This window comes from Paroceanicella profunda (assembly GCF_005887635.2).
In the GTDB taxonomy this organism is placed as follows: Bacteria; Pseudomonadota; Alphaproteobacteria; order Rhodobacterales; family Rhodobacteraceae; genus Paroceanicella; species Paroceanicella profunda.
This window is the reverse complement of the sequence record NZ_CP040818.1, coordinates 1,856,311-1,877,117: the sequence shown is the minus strand read 5'-3', so window position 1 is coordinate 1,877,117 and position 20,807 is coordinate 1,856,311. Positions and strand designations below refer to the sequence as shown.

Below are 20,807 nucleotides of genomic sequence, written 5' to 3'. Positions count from 1 at the left end.
GCGGACGCAACCGCCCCCGCGCGCCCGGGGCGTCAGTTCGAGGCGGTCACGCCCTCCGGCTTGCCCACCACGACGAAGCGCAGGCCGTCGGGGGTCATCAGGCGCTTCGCCACCCGGGCGATGTCCTCCTTCGTGACCGCGTTCACGTAGTCGTTGCGCTTCGTGGTGTAGTCGATGCCGAGCCCCTCCTCCTGCACGCCCACCAGGATGTCGGCGATCTTGGAGTTGGAGTCGAAGCGCAGCGGGTAGGCGCCGGTGAGGTAAGTCTTCGCGTCCTGCAGTTCCCGGTCGGTCACGCCGCCCTGGGCCATGCGGGCCCATTCCGCCTTGATCACCTCGATGGCCTTGCCCACCCGGTCATTCGCAGAGGCCACGCCGCCCATCCACAGGTTCGCCCGGTCATAGCCGGCGAGGTACGAATAGACGCCATAGGTGAGGCCGCGCTTCTCGCGCACCTCCTCGGTGAGGCGCGAGGAGAAGCCGCCGCCGCCCAGTATGTGGTTGAGAACATAGGCCGGAAAGAAATCCGGGTCATGCCGGTCGATACCCTTCTGGGCGAAGACCACCACCGATTGCGGGGTGTCGAACGCCTGCACCGTGGTGCCGCCGGTGAGGTTGGGCTCCACATGGCCGGGCAGCGCCGGGCCGTCCTGCGGCAGGCCCTCGAACAGGGTGTCGAGCATCTTGCCCAGCTCCTCGGGCGTGATGTCGCCCACCACGCCGATGCGGGCGCGCGAGCGCACCAGCATCGCGTCATGCGCGGCGCGCAGGTCCGCGGCGGTGAGCGCGGTCACGCTCTCGATCGTGCCGTCGGTGGAGCGGCCGTAGGGGTCGTCCGGGAACACCAGCTCGCGGAAGGTCTTCGAGGCGATGGACTGCGGGTCCGTCTCGTCCGAGCGCAGGCCGGAGAGCACCTGGGCGCGCACGCGCTCCACCGCCTCCTCGCCGAAACGCGGCGCGGTGAGCGCGTCATGCAGCAGCGCCACGGAGGCGTCGCGGTTCTCCGTCAGCATGCTGGCGGAGACGGAGGCCGAATCAGCCCCGGAGGAGAAGCCGAACTGCGCGCCGATGCCTTCCGCGGCCCGGGCGAAGGCCACGGCGTCGCGGTCACCCGCGCCCTCCTCCAGCAGCGCCATGGAGAGGTTGCCGGCGCCTTCCTTGCCCGCGGGGTCCAGCGCGCTGCCGCCGGCGAAGCTGATCTCCAGCGAGATGATCGGGATGGAATGCTCCTGCACCAGCCAGGCCTTGATGCCGCCCGGGGAGGTGACCTCCTCGATGTCGGTGGCCGCGGAGAGCGGCAGCGCCGCGAGGGTGAGGAAGGCGGCGGCGGCAAGGCCGCGGCCAAGGCTGTGGAAAACCATCACTGGGTTACCTCTCCGGTTGCGGCGGGCAGGTCGGTCGCGGCGGCGGGGGCGACCCCTTCCGGGGCGCCGGGGGCCGGGTCCGGCGCCTTCAGCCAGCCGGTCACCGAGTTGAGCGGGTTGAACACCTCGCGCGCGGCGGCCATCACGTCATCGGCCGTCACCTCCTGCAGCAGGTCGGGCCAGGCGGCCACGTCCTCGACCGTGAGGCCCACGGCCAGTGCCGAGCCATAGCGCCGGGCGAGGCCGGACTGGCTGTCGAGCGCGTAGATCTCCGAGGCGCGCACCTGCTCGCGGATGCGGGCGAGATCGTCCGGGTCCGGGCCGTTCTGCAGGAAATCGGCGATCACCTTGTCCATCGCCGCCTCCGCGTCGGCCAGCGACACGCCGGGCACCGGCACCACGTAGACCGTGAAGGTGTTCGGGTCGATCGACAGGCCCTGGTAGGAGGCGCCGGAGGCAAGCGCGATCTTCTGCTTGAGCTGCAGCTCCTGGCCCATCACCGAGGTGAGGCCGGAGCCGCCCAGCAGCTCCGCCAGCACGGTGAGCGCGGCGGCGGTCTTCTGGTCGCCGGGGTTGCGCTCCGGCGAGAGGTAGGTGCGCATCACGTAGGGTTGGCCCACGCGGGGGTCCTCGTAGGTGAGGTGGCGCGGCGCGCGCTGCGGCGGCTCCTGCGGGCGGGCGCGGGGGGCGAGGTCCGGCGTGGGGGCAACGGGCCCGTAGATCTCCTTCGCCATCTCCTCCACCTTCGCCGGGTCCACGTCGCCCGCCACCACGAGGATGGCGTTGTTGGGCGCGTAGTAGCGGTGGTAGAAGGCCAGCGCGTCCTCGCGGGTCAGCCCCTCCATCTCGTGGCGCCAGCCGATCACCGGAATGCCGTAATGGTGGTTCATGAACTGGGCGGCGTCCATCTGCTCGCCGAACAGGGCGGAGGGGTTGTTCTCCACCCGGGAGTTGCGCTCCTCCAGGATCACGTCGCGCTCCGGGTTCACCACCGCGTCCGAGAGCACGAGGTTGCGCATCCGGTCCGCCTCCATCTTCATCACCACGTCCAGCCGGTCGGCGGCGATGTTCTGGAAATAGCCGGTGTAGTCGTAGGAGGTGAAGGCGTTGTCCTGCCCGCCGTTCGCGGCGACGATCTTGGAGAAGGCCCCCTCGGGGATGGTGTCCGTGCCCTTGAACATCAGGTGTTCGAGGAAATGCGCGATGCCGGACTTGCCGGGCTGTTCGTCGGCGGAGCCGATGCGGTACCACACCATGTGGGTGACGACCGGGGCGCGATGGTCTTCGATCACCACGCCTTCCATGCCGTTGTCGAGGGTGAAATGGGTCACGGGGGCTTCCGCCGCCGCGGGAAGCCCGAGCATCAGCACCGGCAGAACCGGCAGGACGATGCGCGAGACGAGCGAGCGCAGGACAGTCACGTTGGCGCTTCCGGCGGGCGGGCCCGCCGCCTCCTTGGGGTAAGGTCAGACTGCGCGCAGTCTAGACGGCGCCGGGCACGGGGCAATGGCCCGGCAATAAACCTGTCGTGACCCCGCCGGGAGCGCCGGGCCCCGCCAAACGCGAACCGGCCCCGCGCCGGGTGGCGGGGGGCCGGTTGTCGGTCAGAAGATGATGGTGCCGTGGGCCGGGTCTTCGCCGCGGGTGCCCGCGTCCGGCTCCACGGCCTGCGGCGGCGCGGCGGGGGTCATCACCCCCTGATCGCGCAGGCGCTGCGCCTCCGGGCCGGGATCGAGGATCTCGTCCTCGTAGGGGTCGTTGAAGGAATAGCCCATGAAGGAGCTCAGGCCGTAGTTGTCCGAGCCGCCCTCGCGCGCGCTGTCCTCGACCTGCACGGTCTGGCGGATGCCGGGAGCCGGGGTGCCTGCGGAGGCCATGAGCGCGGTCTGCCCCGGGCTCAGCGCCCCGCCGCGCGTGGCACCCGCCGCACCGGCGCCGGAGAGCAGCGTGGCCACCTCCTGCTCGGGCTGCGGGTCGACGAGGTTGCGGCCTTCGGGATTCGGCGGCGGCAGGCTGGAATAGCTGCCCGGCATCTCGAGCTTGTTGCGCTGCACGACGAGAAACTCGTCCGGCGGCGCCTGGCGCAGGCCGGCCGAGCGCAACAGGCTCTGGCGTTCGCCGGTGCCGCCGTCACCGCAGGCGGCGACGCCCAGCGCAAGCATGAGGGCGAGGCCCGTCTTCGTTCCGATGCCACGGTATGCCATTGCACCCAACTCCATCTCGTTGCGCGGCCAGCCCGGCGGCTGCCCGAAGGCAGCCCGCCCCCCGGGGCCGACCGCATCTGTCCGGGTCACCTTTAGCCCAGCAAAAGGCCCGCGTCACGCCCCGAAACGCGCCCGGCGGCCCCGGGACGCAGGCGCGCAGCCCCGGGCCGGCGCCGCGGGCAGGCGGATGCGCAGCCCCCTCGGGGCGCCGCGCTCCCGGCACATCGGGCACCGGAGTGCAGGGCCGAGCCAGGCGGCCGGGACCGACAGGTCCAAGGCGCACGGGCCGCTCCGCCCCCCTGCTGCCCGTCCTCCCGCTGCTGCACGTGCCCGGGGTGCCTGTCCCGTCCTGCCCGTGTCCCTACGCCCGTGCCCCTTCGCCTGTGCCCGTCCTGCCCGTGTCCCTACGCCCGTGCCGCTTCACCTGTGCCCGCGCTGCCTGTACGCCTTCGCCTTGCCCGGAATGTCCGTGCGCCTGCTGCCGGAGACCCTGCCGGGTGCACCCGGGAGCCCGGTGTGCGGGGCCGGTGCGGCTTCGGAGAGGAGGGAAGCCGCGCCCGAGGTCTGCCTGCCGGTGCGCGCCCTGTCCGGAGGGCGGTTTCGCCGGGGCCCGGAGCCGGTGGTGGGCGGGGGCCTGGAATCGTTGGTGGTGGGAGAGCCGGGGCCGCTGCCTCAGCGCTTGCGCCCGGCCGGCTTGCCCTCGCGCCCCGAGAACACGATCAGCGCCGCGGCGCCGGCGAAGATGGCGATGTCGGCCACGTTGAACGACCACGGGCTGGTGAAGCCGCAGCACGACATGTTGATGAAATCGGCCACCGCGCCCCAGAGCACGCGGTCGATCGCATTGCCCAGCGCGCCGCCGATCACCAGCCCCACCGCCGCGGGCAGCGTCCAGCCGCGCATCCTGCGCGACCAGAGCGCCAGCGCCACCGACACCGCCACCGACAGCGCCACCAGCAGCCAGGGCCCCAGCGTGCTGTCGTTGCTCAGCAGGCCGAAGTTGACCCCGCGGTTCCACGCCATCTGGAACACGAGATAGGGCGGGGCCACCTCGACCCGGCCCACCGCGTCGAGGTTCAGTCCCACCACCACCGCGTATTTCGACAGCTGGTCGAGGGCGAAGACGGGCAGTGCGGTGAGCAGGGCGCGGCGCAGGCCGGGGGTCATGGCGCGGCTCCTCAGTGGCGGAAGTGGCGCATGCCGGTGAGCACCATGGCGAGGCCGGCCTCGTCGGCGGCGGCGATCACCTCCGCGTCCCGCATGGAGCCGCCGGGCTGGATCACCGCGGTCGCCCCCGCCTCGGCCGCGGCCAGCAGGCCGTCGGCGAAGGGGAAGAACGCATCGGAGGCGACGGCCGAACCGATGGTCGGCAGCTCGGAGAGGCCCAGCGCCTCGGCCATGTCGCCGGCCTTGCGCGCGGCGATGCGGCTGCTGTCCACCCGGCTCATCTGGCCCGCGCCCACGCCCACCGTGGCGCCGCCCTTCACGTAGACGATGGCGTTCGACTTCACGTGCTTGGCCACGCGCCAGGCAAACAGCATGTCGGCCATCTCCGCCTCGGTGGGGGCGCGCTTCGTCACCACCCTGAGGTCGGGGAGGGAGAGCCGGCCGTTGTCGCGGTCCTGCACCAGGTAGCCGCCGGACACCTGCCGCCAGGTGCGGCCCGGCGCGGTGACGTCGGGCAGGCCGCCGGTCACCAGCAGGCGCAGGTTCTTCTTCGCGGCGAAGATCTCGCGGGCCTCGTCGGTCACCTCGGGGGCGATGACCACCTCGGTGAAGATCTCGGTGATGCGCTTCGCGGTGGCGCCGTCCAGCGCGCCGTTCAGCGCCACGATGCCGCCGAAGGCGGAGGTGCGGTCGCAGTCATAGGCGGCCTGGTAGGCCTCCTCGAACGAGGCGCCCCGCGCCACGCCGCAGGGGTTGGCGTGCTTGATGATCGCCACCGCCGGGCCCTCGGCCGGGTCGAACTCCGCCACCAGCTCGAAGGCCGCGTCGGTGTCGTTGATGTTGTTGTAGCTCAGCTCCTTGCCCTGAAGCTGCGCGGCGGAGGAGACACCGGGACGCGTGGAGCCGTCGCGGTAGAAGGCGGCGGACTGGTGCGGGTTCTCGCCGTAGCGCAGGGTCTGGGCCAGGGTGCCGGCCACGGCGCGGCGGCGCGGGGCCTCCTCGGCGATGGCGTCGGCCAGCCAGGCCGAGACGGCCGCGTCATAGGCCGCGGTGCGGGCATAGGCGGTGAGCGCCATCCTCTTGCGGAAGGCAAGCGAGGTGCCGCCCTGCGCCAGTTCCTCCAGCAGCGGGGCATAATCCTCCACGTCCACCACGGTGGTGACGAAACCGTGGTTCTTGGCCGCGGCGCGGATCATCGCCGGGCCGCCGATGTCGATGTTCTCGATGCAGGTGTCATACTCCGCGCCCCGGGCCACGGTGGCCTCGAACGGGTAGAGGTTCACCACCAGCAGGTCGATGGGGGCGATGCCGTGCTCCTCCATCGCCGCCACATGGCCGGCGTCATCGCGCAGCGCCAGCAGGCCGCCGTGCACCATCGGGTGCAGGGTCTTCACGCGGCCGTCCATCATCTCCGGGAAGCCGGTCACCTCGGCCACGTCGCGCACCGGCAGGCCCGCTTCGCGCAGGGCCCCGGCGGAGCCGCCGGTGGAGAGCAGCTCGACGCCCGCCGCATGCAGGGCGCGGGCGAGGTCGATGAGACCGGTCTTGTCGGAAACGGACAGCAGCGCGCGCCGGATCGGCACGATGTCGGTGGTCATGGCGTGATCCCCTATGTCTGACGGCGGGTCTCAGCCAGGACCGGCATTCCCGGGCTCACGCGGGCCGGGCGCCCCGTCCCCGGCCCGCCTGAAGGCCCAAGTGACCCGGCCCCCATACTCCACCGCGCGGGAAGTGACCACCACCTGTTTCGTCTCCCGCGCTTCCAGCCGCTCCTGATCGAGAAAAACCGACTCCGCCAGCTCCAGAGTGCCGCCGGACTGGCGGAACACCCAGGTCTCGCCGCCCGGCAGCCGCAGGGTGACGGCATTGGCCGCCGGGCCCGGCTCCGCCACCACGTCCGGGTGGAGGTGGAAGATCGCGGTGAAGGCGAGGCCCAGCCGCGGCGCCCCCTCCACCGCCCGGGCGAAGCGGGCGCGCTGCGCCTCGGTGGTGGCGTTCAGCGTGTCCTCGCCGCGCAGGTCGTGCCCGTCGGGGGCCAGGAACAGCCGGCGCTGGTGGACGAGGCCGAAGGGCAGCGTGTAGCCGTCATGCGCGGTCAGCAGCCACAGGCCGCTCGGGTCCTCCACCCGTTCGGCCTCCACATGGGCCGGCGCCTCGACCAGCCGGTCGCCCAGCACCGGGTCCGGGCCAGAGAAGCGCGCCGAGGAGACATGCTCGACCATGAGCGCGGAATGCGAGCCGGTGGCCCGGCAGGCCCGGCGCCATTCCGCGCCGAACTGGATGCCCGGCCCCAGCGATGAGATCAGCGGCTGGCGGCCCACGGAAATCTCCAGCCCCAGCGTGGAGGCATGGGCGGAGGCCGCGCAGGCGCCGCCCGGCGGCGGGGCGGTGTCGATCACCAGCGCCGTGCGCCCGGCCTGCAGGCGGGTGAAGCCCATGGCGGGGCCCGGGCCGGCGCGGTCGCGCACCCCGGAATCGACCAGCGCCCGGTCGAGCTGCCCGGCGCTGCCGCGCCCGCCCCGGCCGCCGCCGTGGAAGCGGGCCAGCGCGCCGTCGCCCATGCGCAGGGCCCGCAGCGTGGGCGCGGCGCGGCGGATCGCCTGCAGATGGGCGGTGTCGGGCGGGTGGCCCGCGTCCTCCAGGGCGCGCGCGGTCCAGACCATCAGGGTGAAGACCTCCAGCAGCTCCTCGGGGTTGCGCGAGGCGATGCCGCCGTCCTCGCCGATGGTCCTGAGGCATTCCGCGCCGAACAGCCGCAGGCGCGCCTGCACCGCGGGGCGCCCCAGCGCGAGGCTCACGAACACCAGCCCGGCCAGGGCCTCGAAGCGCTCGCGCCCCGGCGCGGCCGCGCTCCAGGATCGGGCGAGGTAGCGTTCCTGCCGCGCCAGGCTGCGCAGCAGCCGGCGGGTGCCGCCGGCATTGCCGCCCTGCACCAGCAGGCCGAGATGGCAGGAGAGGTGGATCATCCGGCGCCCGGCCAGCCCCGGGGTCCAGCCCGGCCCGGTGCCGGTGTCGTAGCGCGCGATCCAGTCCGTCACCCAGGCCAGCAGGGTGCGGCGCGCCCGCGCGTCCCCCGCCGCGACCAGGTCGTCGATCCAGCCGAAGCCGTGCAGCGCGTCACGGAAGGCGGCGTCCGGGGGCGTGAGGCTCCAGGGCGGGCCCTCGTGTTCCAGCCCGTGGCCGGCGAGCGCGATCCGGCCGCCGGCCAGCGCCCGCCCGCGCTCGAAACTGCCGATGGCGCGGGCCTCGATCGGCGGGCCCGTGCCCTCCGGTGCCCGCGCGAAGATCACGCTGCGGGCCCTCAGCGCGTTCAGCAGCCTGCGCCGGCCGAGTGACAGCCGCCGCGCCTGCCTGCGAAAGAACGGCCCCAGCCCTGCCATATCGCCCCTCTGTCACGCAAATCGCTTGGAATTCAAATGCGATAGGGCGTGATGATAGCGGGGCGGCCCGGGCCTGTCACCCGCCGCGGCGAATCACGCTGGCAAAGAAACCGTCCATGCCGCCGGCCTCCGCCCAGTAGTCCGGGCGCAGGCGCAGGGCCGCACCCTCCGCCCAGCCGGGCGCGATGCCGTCGAGCGCCGGCACCGGCAGGGCCTCGGCCTCCGGATGCCGCGCGAGGAACCGGTCCAGCCGGGCCTCGCCCTCCTCCGGGAACAGCGAGCAGGTGCAGAACACCAGCCGCCCGCCGGGCTTCACCCAGTCCCAGGAGCGGGCGAGCATCCGGTCCTGCAGCCGGGTGAGGCTGCGCAGGTCGGTGTGGGACTTCAGGAACGGCAGGTCGGGGTGACGGCGGATGGTGCCGGTGGCCGAACAGGGCGCGTCGACCAGCACGATGTCGAAGGGCTCCGCCGGCGCCCAGTCCATCGCGTCGGCGATGATCACCTCCGCCGGCAGCCCGGTGCGGGCGAGGTTCTCGTGCAGCCGCGCCAGCCGCGGCTCGGAGATGTCCAGCGCGGTGACGCGGGCACCGCCGGCGGCAAGCTGAAGGGTCTTGCCCCCCGGCGCGGCGCAGAGGTCTAGCGCGGTGAGGCCGGCGACATCGCCCAGCAGCCGCACCGGCATGGCGGCGGCAGTGTCCTGCACCCACCAGGCCCCCTCGTCATACCCCGACAGCGCCGAGACCTGCCCGCCCCGCGGCAGGCGCAGGCTGCCGCCGGGCAGCAGCGTGGCGCCCAGGCGTTCGGCCAGGGCGGCGGCCTGCGCGGGGTCGCGCGGCGTGAGGTCGAGCGGGGCGCCCGCGGCATGGGCGCGGGCGATGGCCTGCGCGGCCTCCGGCCCCCAGGCCGTCTCGATGCGCGCGCGCAGCGGCCCGGTGAGGGTGAGGTCCCCGGGCACCTGCGCCTCCCACAGCGCGGCGCCCTCACGGGTGAGCCGCCGGGCCACGGCGTTGGTGAGGCCCTTCAGGTGCCGGGTGCGCGGGCTGGCCTCCACGAGGCGCACGGCGGCATCCACGGCCGCGTGGGGGGCGGTGTTCTCCGCCAGCAGCTCGGTGGCGGCGAGGCGCAGCGCGTTGCGCACCCTGAGCGGCGGCTCCCTGGTGAGCCAGGGGTTCAGGATGGCGTCCACCCGGCCGAGATTGCGCAGCACGGAGGCGCCCAGCGCCAGGGCGCGGGCGCGCTCGGCCGGGGCGAGGTCGGTGTCGAAACCGCCCTCGCCGAGCATCTCGCCGTCATGGAGCACGTCGTGCAGCAGGCGCAGGGCGGCGGCGCGGGGGGCGAGGCCCTGGGGCGCGTCGCTCACGACCACGGGCCGGAACGCTCGCCGCGATGGCCGGTCCGGGGAAGGCGCGAAGGGCCGCCCGTGGCCCGGGGCGCGGCGGCCTGGCGGCGGTCAGCCCGCCGCGGCGCGGGCGCGCTGCGCCCCATCTCGGCGGCAAGCTGCTCCAGCGCGGCAATGCGGTTCTCCGTGGCCGGGTGGGTGGAGAACAGGCTGTCCATGCGCTTGCCCGACAGCGGGTTCACGATGAACAGATGTGCCGAGGCGGGGTTGCGCTCCGCGCTCGCCATCTCCGTGTGCAGGGCCGGCGAGGCGATCTTCGCCAGCGCCGAGGACAGCCACAGCGGGTTGCCGCAGATCGCGGCGCCCTCGCGGTCCGCCGAGTATTCGCGGGTGCGGCTGATCATCATCTGGATCAGCATCGCGGCCACCGGCGCCAGGAACACCGCCAGCAGCACGCCCACGAAGCCCAGCGGGTTGCGGTCCCGTCCGCCGCCGAAGAACAGGCCGAACTGCGCCAGCATCGAGATGGCGCCGGCCACGGTGGCGGCGATGGTCATGATCAGGGTGTCGCGGTGCTTCACATGGGCGAGCTCATGGGCGATGACGCCGGCCAGCTCCTCGCGGCTGAGGTTGCGCATCAGCCCCTCCGTCACCGCCACGGCGGCATTCTCCGGGCTGCGGCCGGTGGCGAAGGCATTGGGCTGCGCGGAGCGGATGAGGTAGACCTTCGGCATCGGCAGCCCGGCATTGCGCGCAAGCTCGGCCACCAGGTCATGCAGGGCGGGCGCGGAGGCGCGGGTAACCGGCTCCGCATTGTGCATGCTCAGCGCCACGCGGTCCGAGTTCCACCATGCGAAAAGGTTGGTCCCGATGGCGACGACGAGGGCGATGAGCGCTCCGCCGGTGCCGCCGATCAGCCAGCCCACACCCATGAAGAGCGCGGTCATGGCGGCCAGCAACATGGCCGTCTTCATCATGTTCATCTTCGGTCACTCCCACTTCACAACCCCGGCGAGGGGGTCTATATCCGCTGTGATCCGGATCCGGGAGAGCATATATGTCTCAGACGCCATCCGATAAAGAGGCCATTCGCGCCGCCCGCATCGCCGAGGCGGCGGCGCGCGCCCTTGCCGAGGCCGAGGAACGCCGCGCCGCCGGCCGCTCGCCCGAGGCCGTGGAGGCCGCGATGCCCGCCGAACTGGGCGGCCGCAACGGCCCCGAACCCACCCGCTTCGGCGACTGGGAGAAGAAGGGCATCATCTCCGACTTCTGAGGGATCCTCCCGAGGGATCCGGGGGCCTGCCCCCTGACGCAGCCGGCCATCGCCTGCCCGGTTGTCATCAGCTGCATTGACCTCACCTGTCCGGTCGCCGGTGCCCAGCCCTCATCTGTCCGGTTCCCGCCTGTCCGGCTTTCCCCCGCCCGGCTTTCCCCCGCCCGGCTTTCCCCCGCCCGGATTTCCCCCGCCCGGCTCCCGCAGACTGCAGGTCCTTTCGCCGGCCCAGCAGTCTGCGGGAGCCGGGCGGAGGCGGCGCTGGCGCGCACCGGCCGCTCAGGGCAAATCGAACATCGGCTGCGGCGCGTCCTCGCAGGCGGGCCCTTCCGCCCCCTCGCCCGGACGCAGCTCCGACCGCGCGCCGGCGAGCGTGTCCTGCGCCACCCTGGCGAGGAAATCCTCCACCACGTCCCGCGCGCAATCCGACTGGTCGAGCACCGAGTGGCCGGAACCGGGCGCGACGTAGACTTCCGAGCGCGAGAGCCCCTCGGCGGCGCGCTGCGCGTAATCCGGCGGGGTGACGGGGTCGAGGTCGCCCGCCATCAGCAGCACCGGCACGTCCGAGACCACCGGTTCCGGGAACCCGTCGCTGCGCGGGCGCATCGGCCAGCCCTCGCAGAGATGCGCGTCGCCGGCCTGCCCGATCCAGCCCGCCAGCCGGGGATGCGCGGCCTGCTGCGCCGCGATCTCCTCCGGCGCGAACCAGGCGCCGTCATCGTTGCACGAGACCGCGATCTGCAGCCCGTAGGACCAGCCCTCCGCCGCCCCGGCGTCCACGTAGGGCGCGACGAGCAGGCGGCGGAACGTGTCGAGGTCGCCGCGGTCCAGCGCGTCGATGGCGCGCGGCAGGCTCTCCAGCCCCCAGACCCAGTAGAGCTGCGTGAAGATCATGTCGAGCAGCGCGGCATCGTCGAGCCGGATCCACAGCTCCGGGATGTCCCCCACCGGGTCGAGCCGCAGCGGCATCGGCGCGGCCGCAAGCCGGGCCAGCAGCGCATCCAGCCGGGCGCCCAGGTTCGGGTAGGCGGCGGCGCAGGGCGCATCGGCCAGGCAGGCCGCCAGCATGCGCTCCAGCGCGCGGTCGAAGGGGGCGGCATCGGTCCAGTGGTCGGTCACCTGCGGGGGGAACACCGAATCGAGCACCGCCGCCTGCACCCCCGCGCCGTCCTGCCGGATCAGCTCCAGCCCCAGCCGGGTGCCGTAGGACACGCCGAACACCACCCAGGACCGGATGCCGAGCGCCGCGCGCAGTTCCGCGAGATCCGCAGCGCTCTGCCGCGTGTCATAGGCGGCAAGGTCGAAACCGATGGCCATGAGCTCACTGTGGCAGGCGGCGAGGCCGATGCGGCTGGTCTCCACCGGGTCAGCCACCGTTTCCGGCCGTTCCCGCGCGCCCAGCCATATCCGCGGGTCCGAAAGGCGGCGGCATTCCATGTCCGGTGCCCAGGGCGGGTCGAACGGCGACAGGCCGCGGGTGAGGCCGCGCTGGCCCACCACGATCACGTCGCGTCCCTCCGTCCATGACAGGGTGCTGCGCAGGTAGGCCTGCCAGCGCGCGACGCCCGCGGGCGTGCCGAGGTCCACGTCCTGCCCCGGCCCGCCGGAGAGATAGACCACCGGCGCGAGGCGGGCGGCAGGGTGGGCCTGCGCACGGAAGATGTTCACCAGCAGCCGCACCGGCACCTGCCCCGCCTGCGCCCGCGCCCCGCCGGGGGTGAAGATGCCGCACTGCAACACGCGGTCGTTCGGGCCGCGCACGGTGCCATACGGGCAGTCGGTCTCGTGCCACTCCCCCGCCGCGGCGGCGCCGCAGCCCAGCAGCAGGGCGAGGAGAGCGCCGAGGAGGCGGAATGGCGGCATGGGGGATCCTGTTCGCAGGACGGGGCGCGACGGCTCAGAGTGCCCGCAGCGCTCCGCCCGGCGCAAGGCCGCTCAAGCCGGCCGGCGCGAGAGCTGCACCGCGAGGATGCCGGCGCCGACCACCGCCACGCCCAGCACGTCGCGCGCGCCCAGCCGCTCGCCCAGCACCAGCGCCGCCACGGCCACTCCGAAGAACGGGTTCATGAAGTGATAGGTGGCCGCGCGCGTAGCCCCGATGCGCCGCACCAGCCAGAACCACACCACCGTCGCGCCGATGCCCGGCACCAGCGTGGTGTAGGTGAAGGCCAGCACCAGCGAGAGGCTCCAGTGCAGGTGCCAGGTGTCATGCACCAGCGCCGCGGGCAGCAGCGCCGCCGAGCCCGCCAGCATCTGCAGCCCCACGATCATCAGCAGGTTGCCACGCGGCAGGGCGTCACGCACCAGCAGCGTGGCGACGGTGAGCGCCAGCGCGCCGAGGAACATCAGCAGCAGCCCGAACGGGTCCACTCCGGCGGAGAGCCGCCCGCCCATGATCACCGCCACCCCGGCAAAGCCCAGCGCCAGCCCCGCGCTTCCCAGCAGCGGCAGCCGCTCGCGGTAGATCAGCCAGCTCGCCAGCGCCACCAGCAGCGGCAGCAGGCTGGCGACGATCACCGCCACGCTGGCCTCCACCCATTGAATGGCAACGAAGTTCAACCCCAGGTAGATCGCGTTCTGGAACAGTCCGAACAGAATCACCGCGCCCCATTGCTTGCGCGACATCTTCCAGCTCTGCCGCAGCGCGGCCGCGATGCCGACGGCGAGCAGCCCGGACACGCAGAACCGCGCCGACAGCGCGAAGAGCGGCGGCGCGTCGGCCACCACCAGCCGGGCCGAGGTGAAGGCCGAGCTCCACATCAGCGAAAACGCCAGTCCGGCGAAAACGGCCCGGAAATCCATATGCATCGCCCTTTCGCCCCCCGGAGTGTCGCGCACGGTCCGCGGGGGCGATACGGGATGCGTCACCCTGCAGACGCCCGGGCCGGTGTATGTAAACGGCGGCTCCGGCCCCCCGCAACCGCCGGCGCGCGATCGTGGACGGCTGGCGGCGGGTGTGGCAGATTTGCCTTCGCGCTGGCGGAATAATTGCTGCAACGCGGTGCGAATCATGCAAAAGTGTGTTCACGCATTTCACAACCGGGAGTTTAACGCGGTGAGCAAACGTATCTCGAAAGCGATCTTCCCCGTGGCGGGCATGGGAACGCGCTTCCTGCCGGCCACGAAGGCGATTCCGAAGGAGATCCTTCCGCTCGTCGACCGTCCGCTTATCCAGTATGCCATCGACGAGGCGCGTGAGGCGGGCATCGAGGAGTTCATCTTCGTGACCGCACGCGGCAAGTCGGCCCTCGAGGACTATTTCGACGCGGCGCCCGAGCTGGAGCGTTCGTTGATCGCGAAGAAGAAGACGGCCCTTCTCGACATCCTCAATTCCACCAACATGGACAGCGGCGCCATTGCCTATGTCCGCCAGAAGGAGGCCCTCGGCCTCGGTCATGCGGTGTGGTGCGCCCGCCGCCTCATCGCCGACGAGCCGGTCGCGGTGCTGCTGCCCGATGACGTGATGGTCGGCGGCAAGCGCCCCTGCCTCGCACAGATGGTCGAGGCCTGGGAGAAGACGGACGGCAACGGCACCATGGTCGCGACCATGGAAGTCGATGACGCGATGATCTCCTCCTACGGCGTGATCGACCCCGATCTCACCGCCACCGACATCTCCGGCCGCACCGTGCGCGCCAAGGGCCTGGTGGAGAAGCCGAAGGCCGAGGACGCGCCGTCGAACCTCGCCGTGATCGGCCGCTACATCCTGCCGCCGACCATTTTCGACTACCTCTCCGAGCAGAAGACCGGCGCCGGCGGCGAAATCCAGCTCACCGATGCCATCGCCGCCGAGGCCGCTGCCGGCCGCGCCGTGCATGGCTTCCGCTTCGAGGGCCAGCGCTTCGACTGCGGCTCCAAGGCGGGCTACCTGCAGGCCACCGTCTCCATCGCCCTGCAGCGCGAGGACCTGGCCGAGGAACTGGCCGAGTTCCTCGGCGAACTGCAGCCGCGCATCGCGATGGCCGCCGAGTAGGCGTTCGCCCGCAATCGCACGACAGGAAGCGGCGGTCCCCCCGGAACCGCCGCTTTTGCTTTGCCTGGCCGGGGGGGAACGCGCGCCGCGCCGAGGGGGCCTGCCGGCCCCCGCAGCTTGGCGCGCGCGACAGACGGCCCCGGCGGGCCGCTGCCGGGCCAGGCCGCACCCGGAGCGCAGGGCTCAGGGCTCAGGGCTCAGGGCTCAGGGCTCAGGGCTCAGGGCTCAGGGCTCAGGGCTCAGGGGACCTGTGGCACCCGCGCGGAAGATGCAAGCACTTTGCCACTCCGATCCGGGCACGAAGGGACGCGCCCGACCCTGGGTGGGCGCAGCCGCGCCTGTGGTCGGCGGTTTATCGCGAAAGCTCCGAAAGAGGGCTGAACTCCGGCTGACATCGCCATCGCGCCCTCCCGGGGGGAGGGTCGGGCGCGGCCCGGGCTGGTCGCCCGGGCGGGAGGGCCGAACCCTCGTGTAAAAGGACCACCACCGCGCGCGACGGCACCGCATATCTCCCCCGGGCGCCACCGGGGGCGAAGGCCCGCAAGGGGCTTCGCCACGCGCGCCAAGCTGCGGGGGCCGGCAGGCCCCCTCGGCGCGGCGCGCGTCCCCCGGCGGGTTACTTCGGCGAGCGCTTGGCCAGGATGCGCTGCAGGGTGCGGCGGTGCATGTTGAGCCGGCGGGCGGTTTCCGAGACATTGCGGTCGCAGAGCTCGAACACGCGCTGGATGTGCTCCCAGCGCACCCGGTCGGCGGACATCGGGTTCTCCGGCGGCGGCGGCTTGTCGTTGGCGCGCGAGAGCAGCGCCGCCTCCACGTCATCGGCATCCGCCGGCTTGGAGAGGTAATCGGTGGCGCCGATCTTCACCGCGGCCACCGCGGTGGCGATGGCGCCGTAGCCGGTGAGCACCACGATGCGCGCGTCGGGCCGGGCCTCGCGCAGCTGCTCGACCACGTCGAGCCCGTTGCCGTCCTCCAGCCGCAGGTCGACCACGGCATAGGCCGGCGGGCGCGCCTTCACGATGGTGCGCCCCTCGGCCACGCTCAGGGCGATCTCGGGCGCAAAGCCACGGCGTTCCATGGCACGGGCGAGACGGCGGGCGAATGCCTCGTCGTCATCGCAGACCATGAGGGAGACATCCTCACCGAGATCGGCCAGCGGCGCGTCGTTCATCTTCGGTTTCCGTTCCTGTTCTCAGCCTGTACCGGCTCTTTGTGGGTCAGAAGGCGCCGGCTGTCAAACCACGGAGCCGTGGCCCGCCCGGCCGCGCGGTCAGCCCGCGGCGGCAGCATAGCACGCCACCTTGTCGGCCACCTCCTCCGGGCTCGCCTCGTGGCGCAGGATGTCGAGCACCCCCTCGCCCGGCAGTTCCAGGTAGGTGAAGGTGGAATGGTCCATCAGGTAGAAGTCGTCCTCGCCGGCCTTCGCGGCGTAGACGAGGTAGTCCTTGCGCACCTGCGCCAGCTCCTCCGGGCTGCCAGTGAGCGCGGTCATCGGCACGCCGAAATACTCCGCGAATTCGCCGAGCTGCTCCGGCGTGTCGCGCTCGGGGTCGATGGTCACGAAGACCGAGCGCACGTCGAGGCCGCGCTCGGCGAGCAGGCTCACGGCGGCGGCGTTGCGCGCGGCGTCGGCCGGGCAGATGTCCGGGCAGAAGGTGTAGCCGAAGTAGACGAGGGCGGGGCGGTCGATCACCTCGGCCCGGCTCATGCGGCTGCCGTCCGGCGCGGTGAGGGTAAAGTCCCCGCCCAGCGGCTTGCCCCCGGCCACGGAGGCGGTGCCGCAGCCGGCGAAGCGCTCGTCTCCGCCGCCGGGGCCGACGGCGAACCACACCCCCGTTCCCAGCGCGAGAACGGTGACGGTGGCCGCGAGGATGGCGCTGGCTTTCTGCATGGGGCTTCTGTGCCTCCGGCGGGCCGGCTTTGCAAGCCTTGCCGCCTGCCAGATGGACGCAGGGCCCCGCCGCCGGGGCCTTTCCCCGGCGGGGGCAAATCCTGTACTCCTGCCGGGACGCCCGCCAGCCGGGCCCGGCAGGAGGACAGGACGGATGCAGGAAGCAGGGCTCTCGCTCATGACCAACGCCGCGCGCTCGGACTGGGTGCGCCTGCGCACCCTCACCCTGCTGCGCTGGCTCGCCATCGGCGGGCAGACCATGGCCGTGGTGGTGGCCAGCCAGTGGTTCGACGTGGCCCTGCCGCTGGACCTCTGCGGCTTCGCCATCGCCGCCTCCGCCGCCTTTAACATCATCTCCACCGTGGTGCACCCGCAGAACAAGCGCCTGTCGGAGCGCGACACGGCGCTGATCCTGCTGTTCGACCTCACCCAGCTCGCGCTGCTGCTGTTCCTCTCCGGCGGGCTGACCAACCCGTTCTGCGTGCTGGTGCTGGCGCCGGTGACGATCTCGGCCACCGCCCTCACCCTGCGGGTGACCCTGCTGCTGGGCCTCGCCGCGCTGGCGGACATCTCGCTGCTCGCGCTCTTCCACCTGCCGCTCGCCTTCGACGACGGCACGGACATGATCCTGCCCTCGCTGCACATCGGCGGCACCTGGGCGGCGCTGCTGATCGGCATCATCTTCCTCGCGCTCTACGCCCGGCGGGTGACAATCGAGACCTTCACCATGTCCCAGGCCCTCATCGCCACCCAGATGGCGCTGTCGCGCGAGCAGCGGCTGACGGCGCTCGGCGGGCTGGTCGCGGCGGCGGCGCATGAGCTGGGCACGCCGCTGGCCACCATCAAGCTTGCCTCCTCCGAGCTCGCGCATGAGCTGAAGGACCGGCCGGACCTGCTGGAGGACGTGCGCCTCATCCGCGCCCAGACCGACCGCTGCCGCGACATCCTGCGCGGGCTCGGGCGGGCGGGGAAGGACGATGCCCACCTGCGCCACGCCCCGATCGCCGCCGTGGTGGAGGAAGCCGCGGAGCCGCATGTCGACCGGGGCCGCGACGTGATCGTGCGGCTGGAGGGCGAGGTCGACGACGATTCCCCCGCCGCCCCCGACCAGCCGGAGATCAACCGCCGCCCGGAGGTGGTTCACGGCCTGCGCAACCTGATCCAGAACGCGGTGGACTTCTCGCGCGGCCATGTCTGGATCGACATCGACTGGGACGACGCCAACATCCGCATCGCGGTGGGCGACGACGGCCCCGGCTACCCCGCCGACGTGATCGGCCGCCTGGGAGACCCGTTCGTGCGCCGGCGCTCCGGCCAGCCGCAGCCCGGAATCGAGCGCCCGGAATACGAGGGCATGGGCCTGGGCCTGTTCATCGCCAAGACCCTGCTGGAGCGCTCCGGCGCGCGCATCGCCTTCGCCAACGGCTCTGAACACGCCGGCGCCGCGGGCCTGCCGCCCGGCGCCGACCCGGAGCACGCCCGCCCGCCCGGCGCCATCGTGGAAGTGATCTGGCCGCGCGCCGTTCTCGAAGTCACGCGGGAGGAAAGCAGGGCCGCCCTCGGCTCAAATCGGCCATTCGACTTAAGCAATATTTAACTGTATAAGGGATAACTGGACACGTATTCCAGCAAATGGGAGGTGTCATGGGCATCCCTGCTGCGATCTACCTGCCAGGGGCCGCACTGGCACGATGGGTCGACGCACTCCCGGTGGAAGTGACGGCTTTCTGCGCGGCCCTGCTCGGTGCCGCTCTCGGTGCCTTGCTTCTGCTGGGGCAACAGCATTTCGGTGTCACGCGGGTCCGCAAGGCGATCTCCGCGGCGGATGGCTGCATTTTCCTGTTCCGCGGCATGGCCCTGCACGCCACCACGGAAGCCGGGCGCCGCATGATCGACAGCCTGCCCGAAAGCCGGGAGGGCCAGCGCATCCGCCTCGTCACCTGGCTGTCGCGGCAATCCTCGGAACTGGGGGAGGACCTCGCGGCGCTCTTCACCCACCAGCGGCCGTTCTCGCGCGACATCGTCACCCGTGACGGCCAGGATCTCGAGGTGACGGGGGAGACGCGGGGCGCCCTCGTCTCCGTCGTGCTGCGCGACATCTCCGCGGCCCGCCGCGCCCAGCGCATCGCGGAGGACCGTGCCGCCAGGCTGGAGGAGGAGTGCGCCTACCTGCGCGTGATGGTGAGCGAGGCGCCGGCCCTCATCTGGCGCCGCCGGGGCGAGAAGGTGCTCTGGGCCAATGCCGCCTATTGCCAGGAAATGGTGAGCCGGCGCGGCGGCCAGCCCTCCGAGATCGCCTGGCTGTTCCCGGACCCCTGCCCGCCGGCCAACGCGGTCCAGGGAAGCGATTTCGGCCCCCTCCAGCGCCGGATGCCGCTGCGCGACGCGGGCGGCGAGCCCAAGTGGTATGACGTGACCGAACTTCCCGGCCCGGCGGATGACGTGATCGGCTTCGCGCTCGGCGCGGACGGGATCATGCGCGCGGAAGCGGCGCTGAAACGCTTCGTGGAAACGCTGACGGAAACCTTCGCGCACCTGCCCATCGGCCTCGCGATCTTCGACAAGAACCGCCGCCTCGGCCTGTTCAACCCGGCGATCTCCGAGATCCTCAAGCTGGACCCGACCTGGCTTGCCGCGCGCCCCGGCCTGCGCGATTTCCTCGAGCGCCTGCGCGAGAACCGCCAGATGCCAGACCAGCAGGATTTCCTCGCCTGGCGGCGCAAGCTCACCGTGCTGGAGCGGGACGCGGAGGCGGCAAGCTACGAGGAGGACTGGGCCCTGCCCTCGGGCCAGACCCTGCGGGTGATCGGCCGCCCGCATCCGCAGGGCGCCATCGCCTTCCTGTTCGAGGACATTTCCTCGGCCGTGACGCTGGAGCGCCGGTACCGCTCGGAGATCGAGACCTTCCGGGCCGTGCTGCACAAGTTGCCCGAGGCCACGCTGCTGTTCCGGCCCGACGGCACGCTCGCCTTCGCCAACCTCGCCTTCCGCACCATCTGGCCGGAGCTTGGCGCGGCGGAGCCGGGCACGCATGTCTCGCGGCTGATCGCGCTCTGGTCCGCCCAGTGCCGGGGCGCGGAGGCGGAGGCCTCGCACCCCGGCTCCGCCGGCGAGACGGTCTGGCGCGACCTGAAGGACTTCATCACCCGGCACGAGGCCCGCTCGGCCTGGAGCGCGCGGCTGCGGCCGCTCGACGGCCGTGTCCTCGTGCTGCGCGTGGCGCCGACGCCGGACGGCTCCACCCTCGTCTCCTTCGGCGACGAGACGGACCGCGAACGCCTGCAGGCCTCCCTGCGCGCCCGGATGTCGAGCCTGGAGCAGGAGGCCGACCTGGCCCGCGCCGGCCGGATCGAGAACCGGGACCGCGCCGAGGACTCCCTGCGCCAGCTCGAGGAGATGGCGGACCTCGCCGGCCGCCACCGCGACAGCGCCCTGCGGGCCGGGATAGCCGACGCGGTCGCCACCCTGCGCATCTTCCTCGCGCCCCCCGACACCTCCGATTCGGAGAACAGCGACCTGCCCGGCCTGCTGCGCTCGCTGCAGCGCCCCTCCCGGGAGGCCGCCGCCTCGCGCCAGATCGGCGTGTCCATCGCCCTGCCGGAGGGGGAGACGCCGCACCTGCCGCTGCGCAGCCGCGACCTGCGCCGCCTGTGCTTCCATCTCGTGGCCGATGCCATCGCCGCCAGCATCAACCACGGCCAGATCACCCTCGAGACCAAGGTCTCGCCCGACTGGCTCACCATCATCGTGGTGACCTGCCGCCCGGCCCGCGCCGTGTCCCTGGGCGAGGCCAGCCCCCTGGTGCGCCGCATCGCCGGGGAACAGGGCGCCCGCATCGAGGCCGGACCGGACGGGTCGGGCGGCCGTCGCCTCGTCTGCAGCGTGCCGCTGAGAACGGTGGAGGGCGGCGGTGGCGAAGCCCATGTGGCAGACCTGCCCGGTGCCCCGGTCTCCCCGCTTCGCGGCGCAAGCGTGCCCGCGCTTCCGGACAGCCCCCGGGATCTCGCCCCCGTCCTCGTCGACGCCCCCCGGCCGGACAGCCAGCCCGCCCCGCCGGACCGCCGCCGCACCGCGCGCTGACACCCCGCCCTGGCCGGGACCAGAGCGCCACGCCGCCGACCGCCCCTTCCGACACCATCGCCCCGGACGTTCAGCGCATCGCCCGCCCCACATGGCCCGTACCTTCGGCATCCCCGCAGGCCCGTCCATCGGGGCG

General features: G+C 72.5%; 16 protein-coding genes. 4 read left to right on the top strand and 12 right to left on the bottom strand.

The annotated features are described in order from the left end of the window. Positions 1–32: 32 nt before the first annotated feature. From FDP22_RS08375 to htpX, 8 genes are all read right to left on the bottom strand, one after another. On the bottom strand, positions 33–1,361 hold the full coding sequence (locus FDP22_RS08375; protein WP_138572557.1) for a M16 family metallopeptidase: 1,329 nt from the start codon (positions 1,359–1,361) through the stop codon (positions 33–35). Continuing rightward, a complete protein-coding gene (locus FDP22_RS08370; protein ID WP_138572559.1) occupies positions 1,361–2,728 on the bottom strand; it encodes a M16 family metallopeptidase in 1,368 nt (455 codons plus the stop codon). Before FDP22_RS08370 ends, FDP22_RS08375 begins: the two co-directional genes overlap by 1 nt. Before the next feature lie 240 nt (positions 2,729–2,968). Next, complete coding sequence (locus FDP22_RS08365; protein WP_170317637.1) at positions 2,969–3,568, bottom strand: DUF3035 domain-containing protein; 600 nt, start codon at positions 3,566–3,568, stop codon at positions 2,969–2,971. A gap of 672 nt (positions 3,569–4,240) precedes the next feature. Further along, positions 4,241–4,735 (bottom strand): signal peptidase II, encoded by a 495-nt coding sequence (gene lspA, locus FDP22_RS08360; protein WP_170317636.1) that lies wholly within the window; start codon positions 4,733–4,735, stop codon positions 4,241–4,243. Between the two features lie 11 nt (positions 4,736–4,746). After that, complete coding sequence (purH, locus tag FDP22_RS08355; protein WP_138572161.1) at positions 4,747–6,333, bottom strand: bifunctional phosphoribosylaminoimidazolecarboxamide formyltransferase/IMP cyclohydrolase; 1,587 nt, start codon at positions 6,331–6,333, stop codon at positions 4,747–4,749. A 30-nt stretch (positions 6,334–6,363) separates the two neighbouring features. Continuing rightward, positions 6,364–8,115, bottom strand: coding sequence for a heparinase II/III family protein (locus FDP22_RS08350; RefSeq protein ID WP_138572162.1), 1,752 nt, complete (start codon positions 8,113–8,115; stop codon positions 6,364–6,366). Positions 8,116–8,191: 76 nt separating this feature from the next. Further along, positions 8,192–9,475, bottom strand: coding sequence for an RsmB/NOP family class I SAM-dependent RNA methyltransferase (locus FDP22_RS08345; protein ID WP_239031909.1), 1,284 nt, complete (start codon positions 9,473–9,475; stop codon positions 8,192–8,194). Then, positions 9,472–10,437: a zinc metalloprotease HtpX gene (htpX, locus tag FDP22_RS08340; protein WP_138572163.1), complete on the bottom strand. Its 966-nt coding sequence runs from the start codon at positions 10,435–10,437 to the stop codon at positions 9,472–9,474. The genes FDP22_RS08345 and htpX overlap by 4 nt, the downstream gene beginning before the upstream one ends. A gap of 74 nt (positions 10,438–10,511) precedes the next feature. On the opposite strand from htpX, the gene FDP22_RS08335 reads away from it, so the two are divergent. Further along, positions 10,512–10,727 (top strand): DUF1674 domain-containing protein, encoded by a 216-nt coding sequence (locus tag FDP22_RS08335; RefSeq protein WP_138572164.1) that lies wholly within the window; start codon positions 10,512–10,514, stop codon positions 10,725–10,727. A 279-nt stretch (positions 10,728–11,006) separates the two neighbouring features. Here FDP22_RS08335 and FDP22_RS08330 read toward each other — a convergent pair whose 3' ends face one another. Next, positions 11,007–12,590 carry an alpha/beta hydrolase gene (locus FDP22_RS08330; protein ID WP_138572165.1) on the bottom strand — a complete coding sequence of 528 codons (1,584 nt, stop codon included), beginning with the start codon at positions 12,588–12,590 and terminating at the stop codon, positions 11,007–11,009. 72 nt (positions 12,591–12,662) lie between these two features. Then, the gene (locus FDP22_RS08325) at positions 12,663–13,529 is read right to left on the bottom strand and encodes a DMT family transporter (protein ID WP_138572565.1); all 867 of its coding nucleotides are present in this window, start codon (positions 13,527–13,529) and stop codon (positions 12,663–12,665) included. 253 nt (positions 13,530–13,782) lie between these two features. Here FDP22_RS08325 and FDP22_RS08320 point away from each other — a divergent pair, with 253 nt between their 5' ends. Continuing rightward, complete coding sequence (locus FDP22_RS08320) at positions 13,783–14,700, top strand: UTP--glucose-1-phosphate uridylyltransferase (protein WP_138572166.1); 918 nt, start codon at positions 13,783–13,785, stop codon at positions 14,698–14,700. 616 nt (positions 14,701–15,316) lie between these two features. On the opposite strand, the gene FDP22_RS08315 is transcribed toward FDP22_RS08320, so the two are convergent. Further along, entirely contained in the window at positions 15,317–15,871 is a 555-nt protein-coding gene (locus FDP22_RS08315) for an ActR/PrrA/RegA family redox response regulator transcription factor (protein ID WP_138572167.1), read from the bottom strand. Between the two features lie 99 nt (positions 15,872–15,970). Further along, complete coding sequence (locus FDP22_RS08310; protein WP_138572168.1) at positions 15,971–16,591, bottom strand: SCO family protein; 621 nt, start codon at positions 16,589–16,591, stop codon at positions 15,971–15,973. Between the two features lie 154 nt (positions 16,592–16,745). Between FDP22_RS08310 and regB the strand changes: the two genes are divergently transcribed. Together regB and FDP22_RS08300 are read left to right on the top strand one after the other, a co-directional pair. Then, positions 16,746–18,188: a sensor histidine kinase RegB gene (gene regB / locus FDP22_RS08305; protein WP_138572169.1), complete on the top strand. Its 1,443-nt coding sequence runs from the start codon at positions 16,746–16,748 to the stop codon at positions 18,186–18,188. Positions 18,189–18,235: 47 nt separating this feature from the next. Then, positions 18,236–20,671 carry a PAS-domain containing protein gene (locus FDP22_RS08300; RefSeq protein WP_170317635.1) on the top strand — a complete coding sequence of 812 codons (2,436 nt, stop codon included), beginning with the start codon at positions 18,236–18,238 and terminating at the stop codon, positions 20,669–20,671. The last annotated feature ends 136 nt before the right edge of the window (positions 20,672–20,807 follow it).

Excerpts from the sequence above, each read along its gene's own strand:
- FDP22_RS08375 (WP_138572557.1), bottom strand. The coding sequence starts at position 1,361 with ATGGTTTTCCACAGCCTTGGCCGCGGCCTTGCCGCCGCCGCCTTCCTC.
- FDP22_RS08370 (WP_138572559.1), bottom strand. The coding sequence starts at position 2,728 with ATGCTCGGGCTTCCCGCGGCGGCGGAAGCCCCCGTGACCCATTTCACC.
- FDP22_RS08365 (WP_170317637.1), bottom strand. The coding sequence starts at position 3,568 with ATGGCATACCGTGGCATCGGAACGAAGACGGGCCTCGCCCTCATGCTT.
- lspA (WP_170317636.1), bottom strand. The coding sequence starts at position 4,735 with ATGACCCCCGGCCTGCGCCGCGCCCTGCTCACCGCACTGCCCGTCTTC.
- purH (WP_138572161.1), bottom strand. The coding sequence starts at position 6,333 with ATGACCACCGACATCGTGCCGATCCGGCGCGCGCTGCTGTCCGTTTCC.
- FDP22_RS08350 (WP_138572162.1), bottom strand. The coding sequence starts at position 8,115 with ATGGCAGGGCTGGGGCCGTTCTTTCGCAGGCAGGCGCGGCGGCTGTCA.
- htpX (WP_138572163.1), bottom strand. The coding sequence starts at position 10,437 with ATGAACATGATGAAGACGGCCATGTTGCTGGCCGCCATGACCGCGCTC.
- FDP22_RS08335 (WP_138572164.1), top strand. The coding sequence starts at position 10,512 with ATGTCTCAGACGCCATCCGATAAAGAGGCCATTCGCGCCGCCCGCATC.
- FDP22_RS08330 (WP_138572165.1), bottom strand. The coding sequence starts at position 12,590 with ATGCCGCCATTCCGCCTCCTCGGCGCTCTCCTCGCCCTGCTGCTGGGC.
- FDP22_RS08325 (WP_138572565.1), bottom strand. The coding sequence starts at position 13,529 with ATGGATTTCCGGGCCGTTTTCGCCGGACTGGCGTTTTCGCTGATGTGG.
- FDP22_RS08315 (WP_138572167.1), bottom strand. The coding sequence starts at position 15,871 with ATGAACGACGCGCCGCTGGCCGATCTCGGTGAGGATGTCTCCCTCATG.
- FDP22_RS08310 (WP_138572168.1), bottom strand. The coding sequence starts at position 16,591 with ATGCAGAAAGCCAGCGCCATCCTCGCGGCCACCGTCACCGTTCTCGCG.
- regB (WP_138572169.1), top strand. The coding sequence starts at position 16,746 with ATGCAGGAAGCAGGGCTCTCGCTCATGACCAACGCCGCGCGCTCGGAC.
- FDP22_RS08300 (WP_170317635.1), top strand. The coding sequence starts at position 18,236 with ATGGGCATCCCTGCTGCGATCTACCTGCCAGGGGCCGCACTGGCACGA.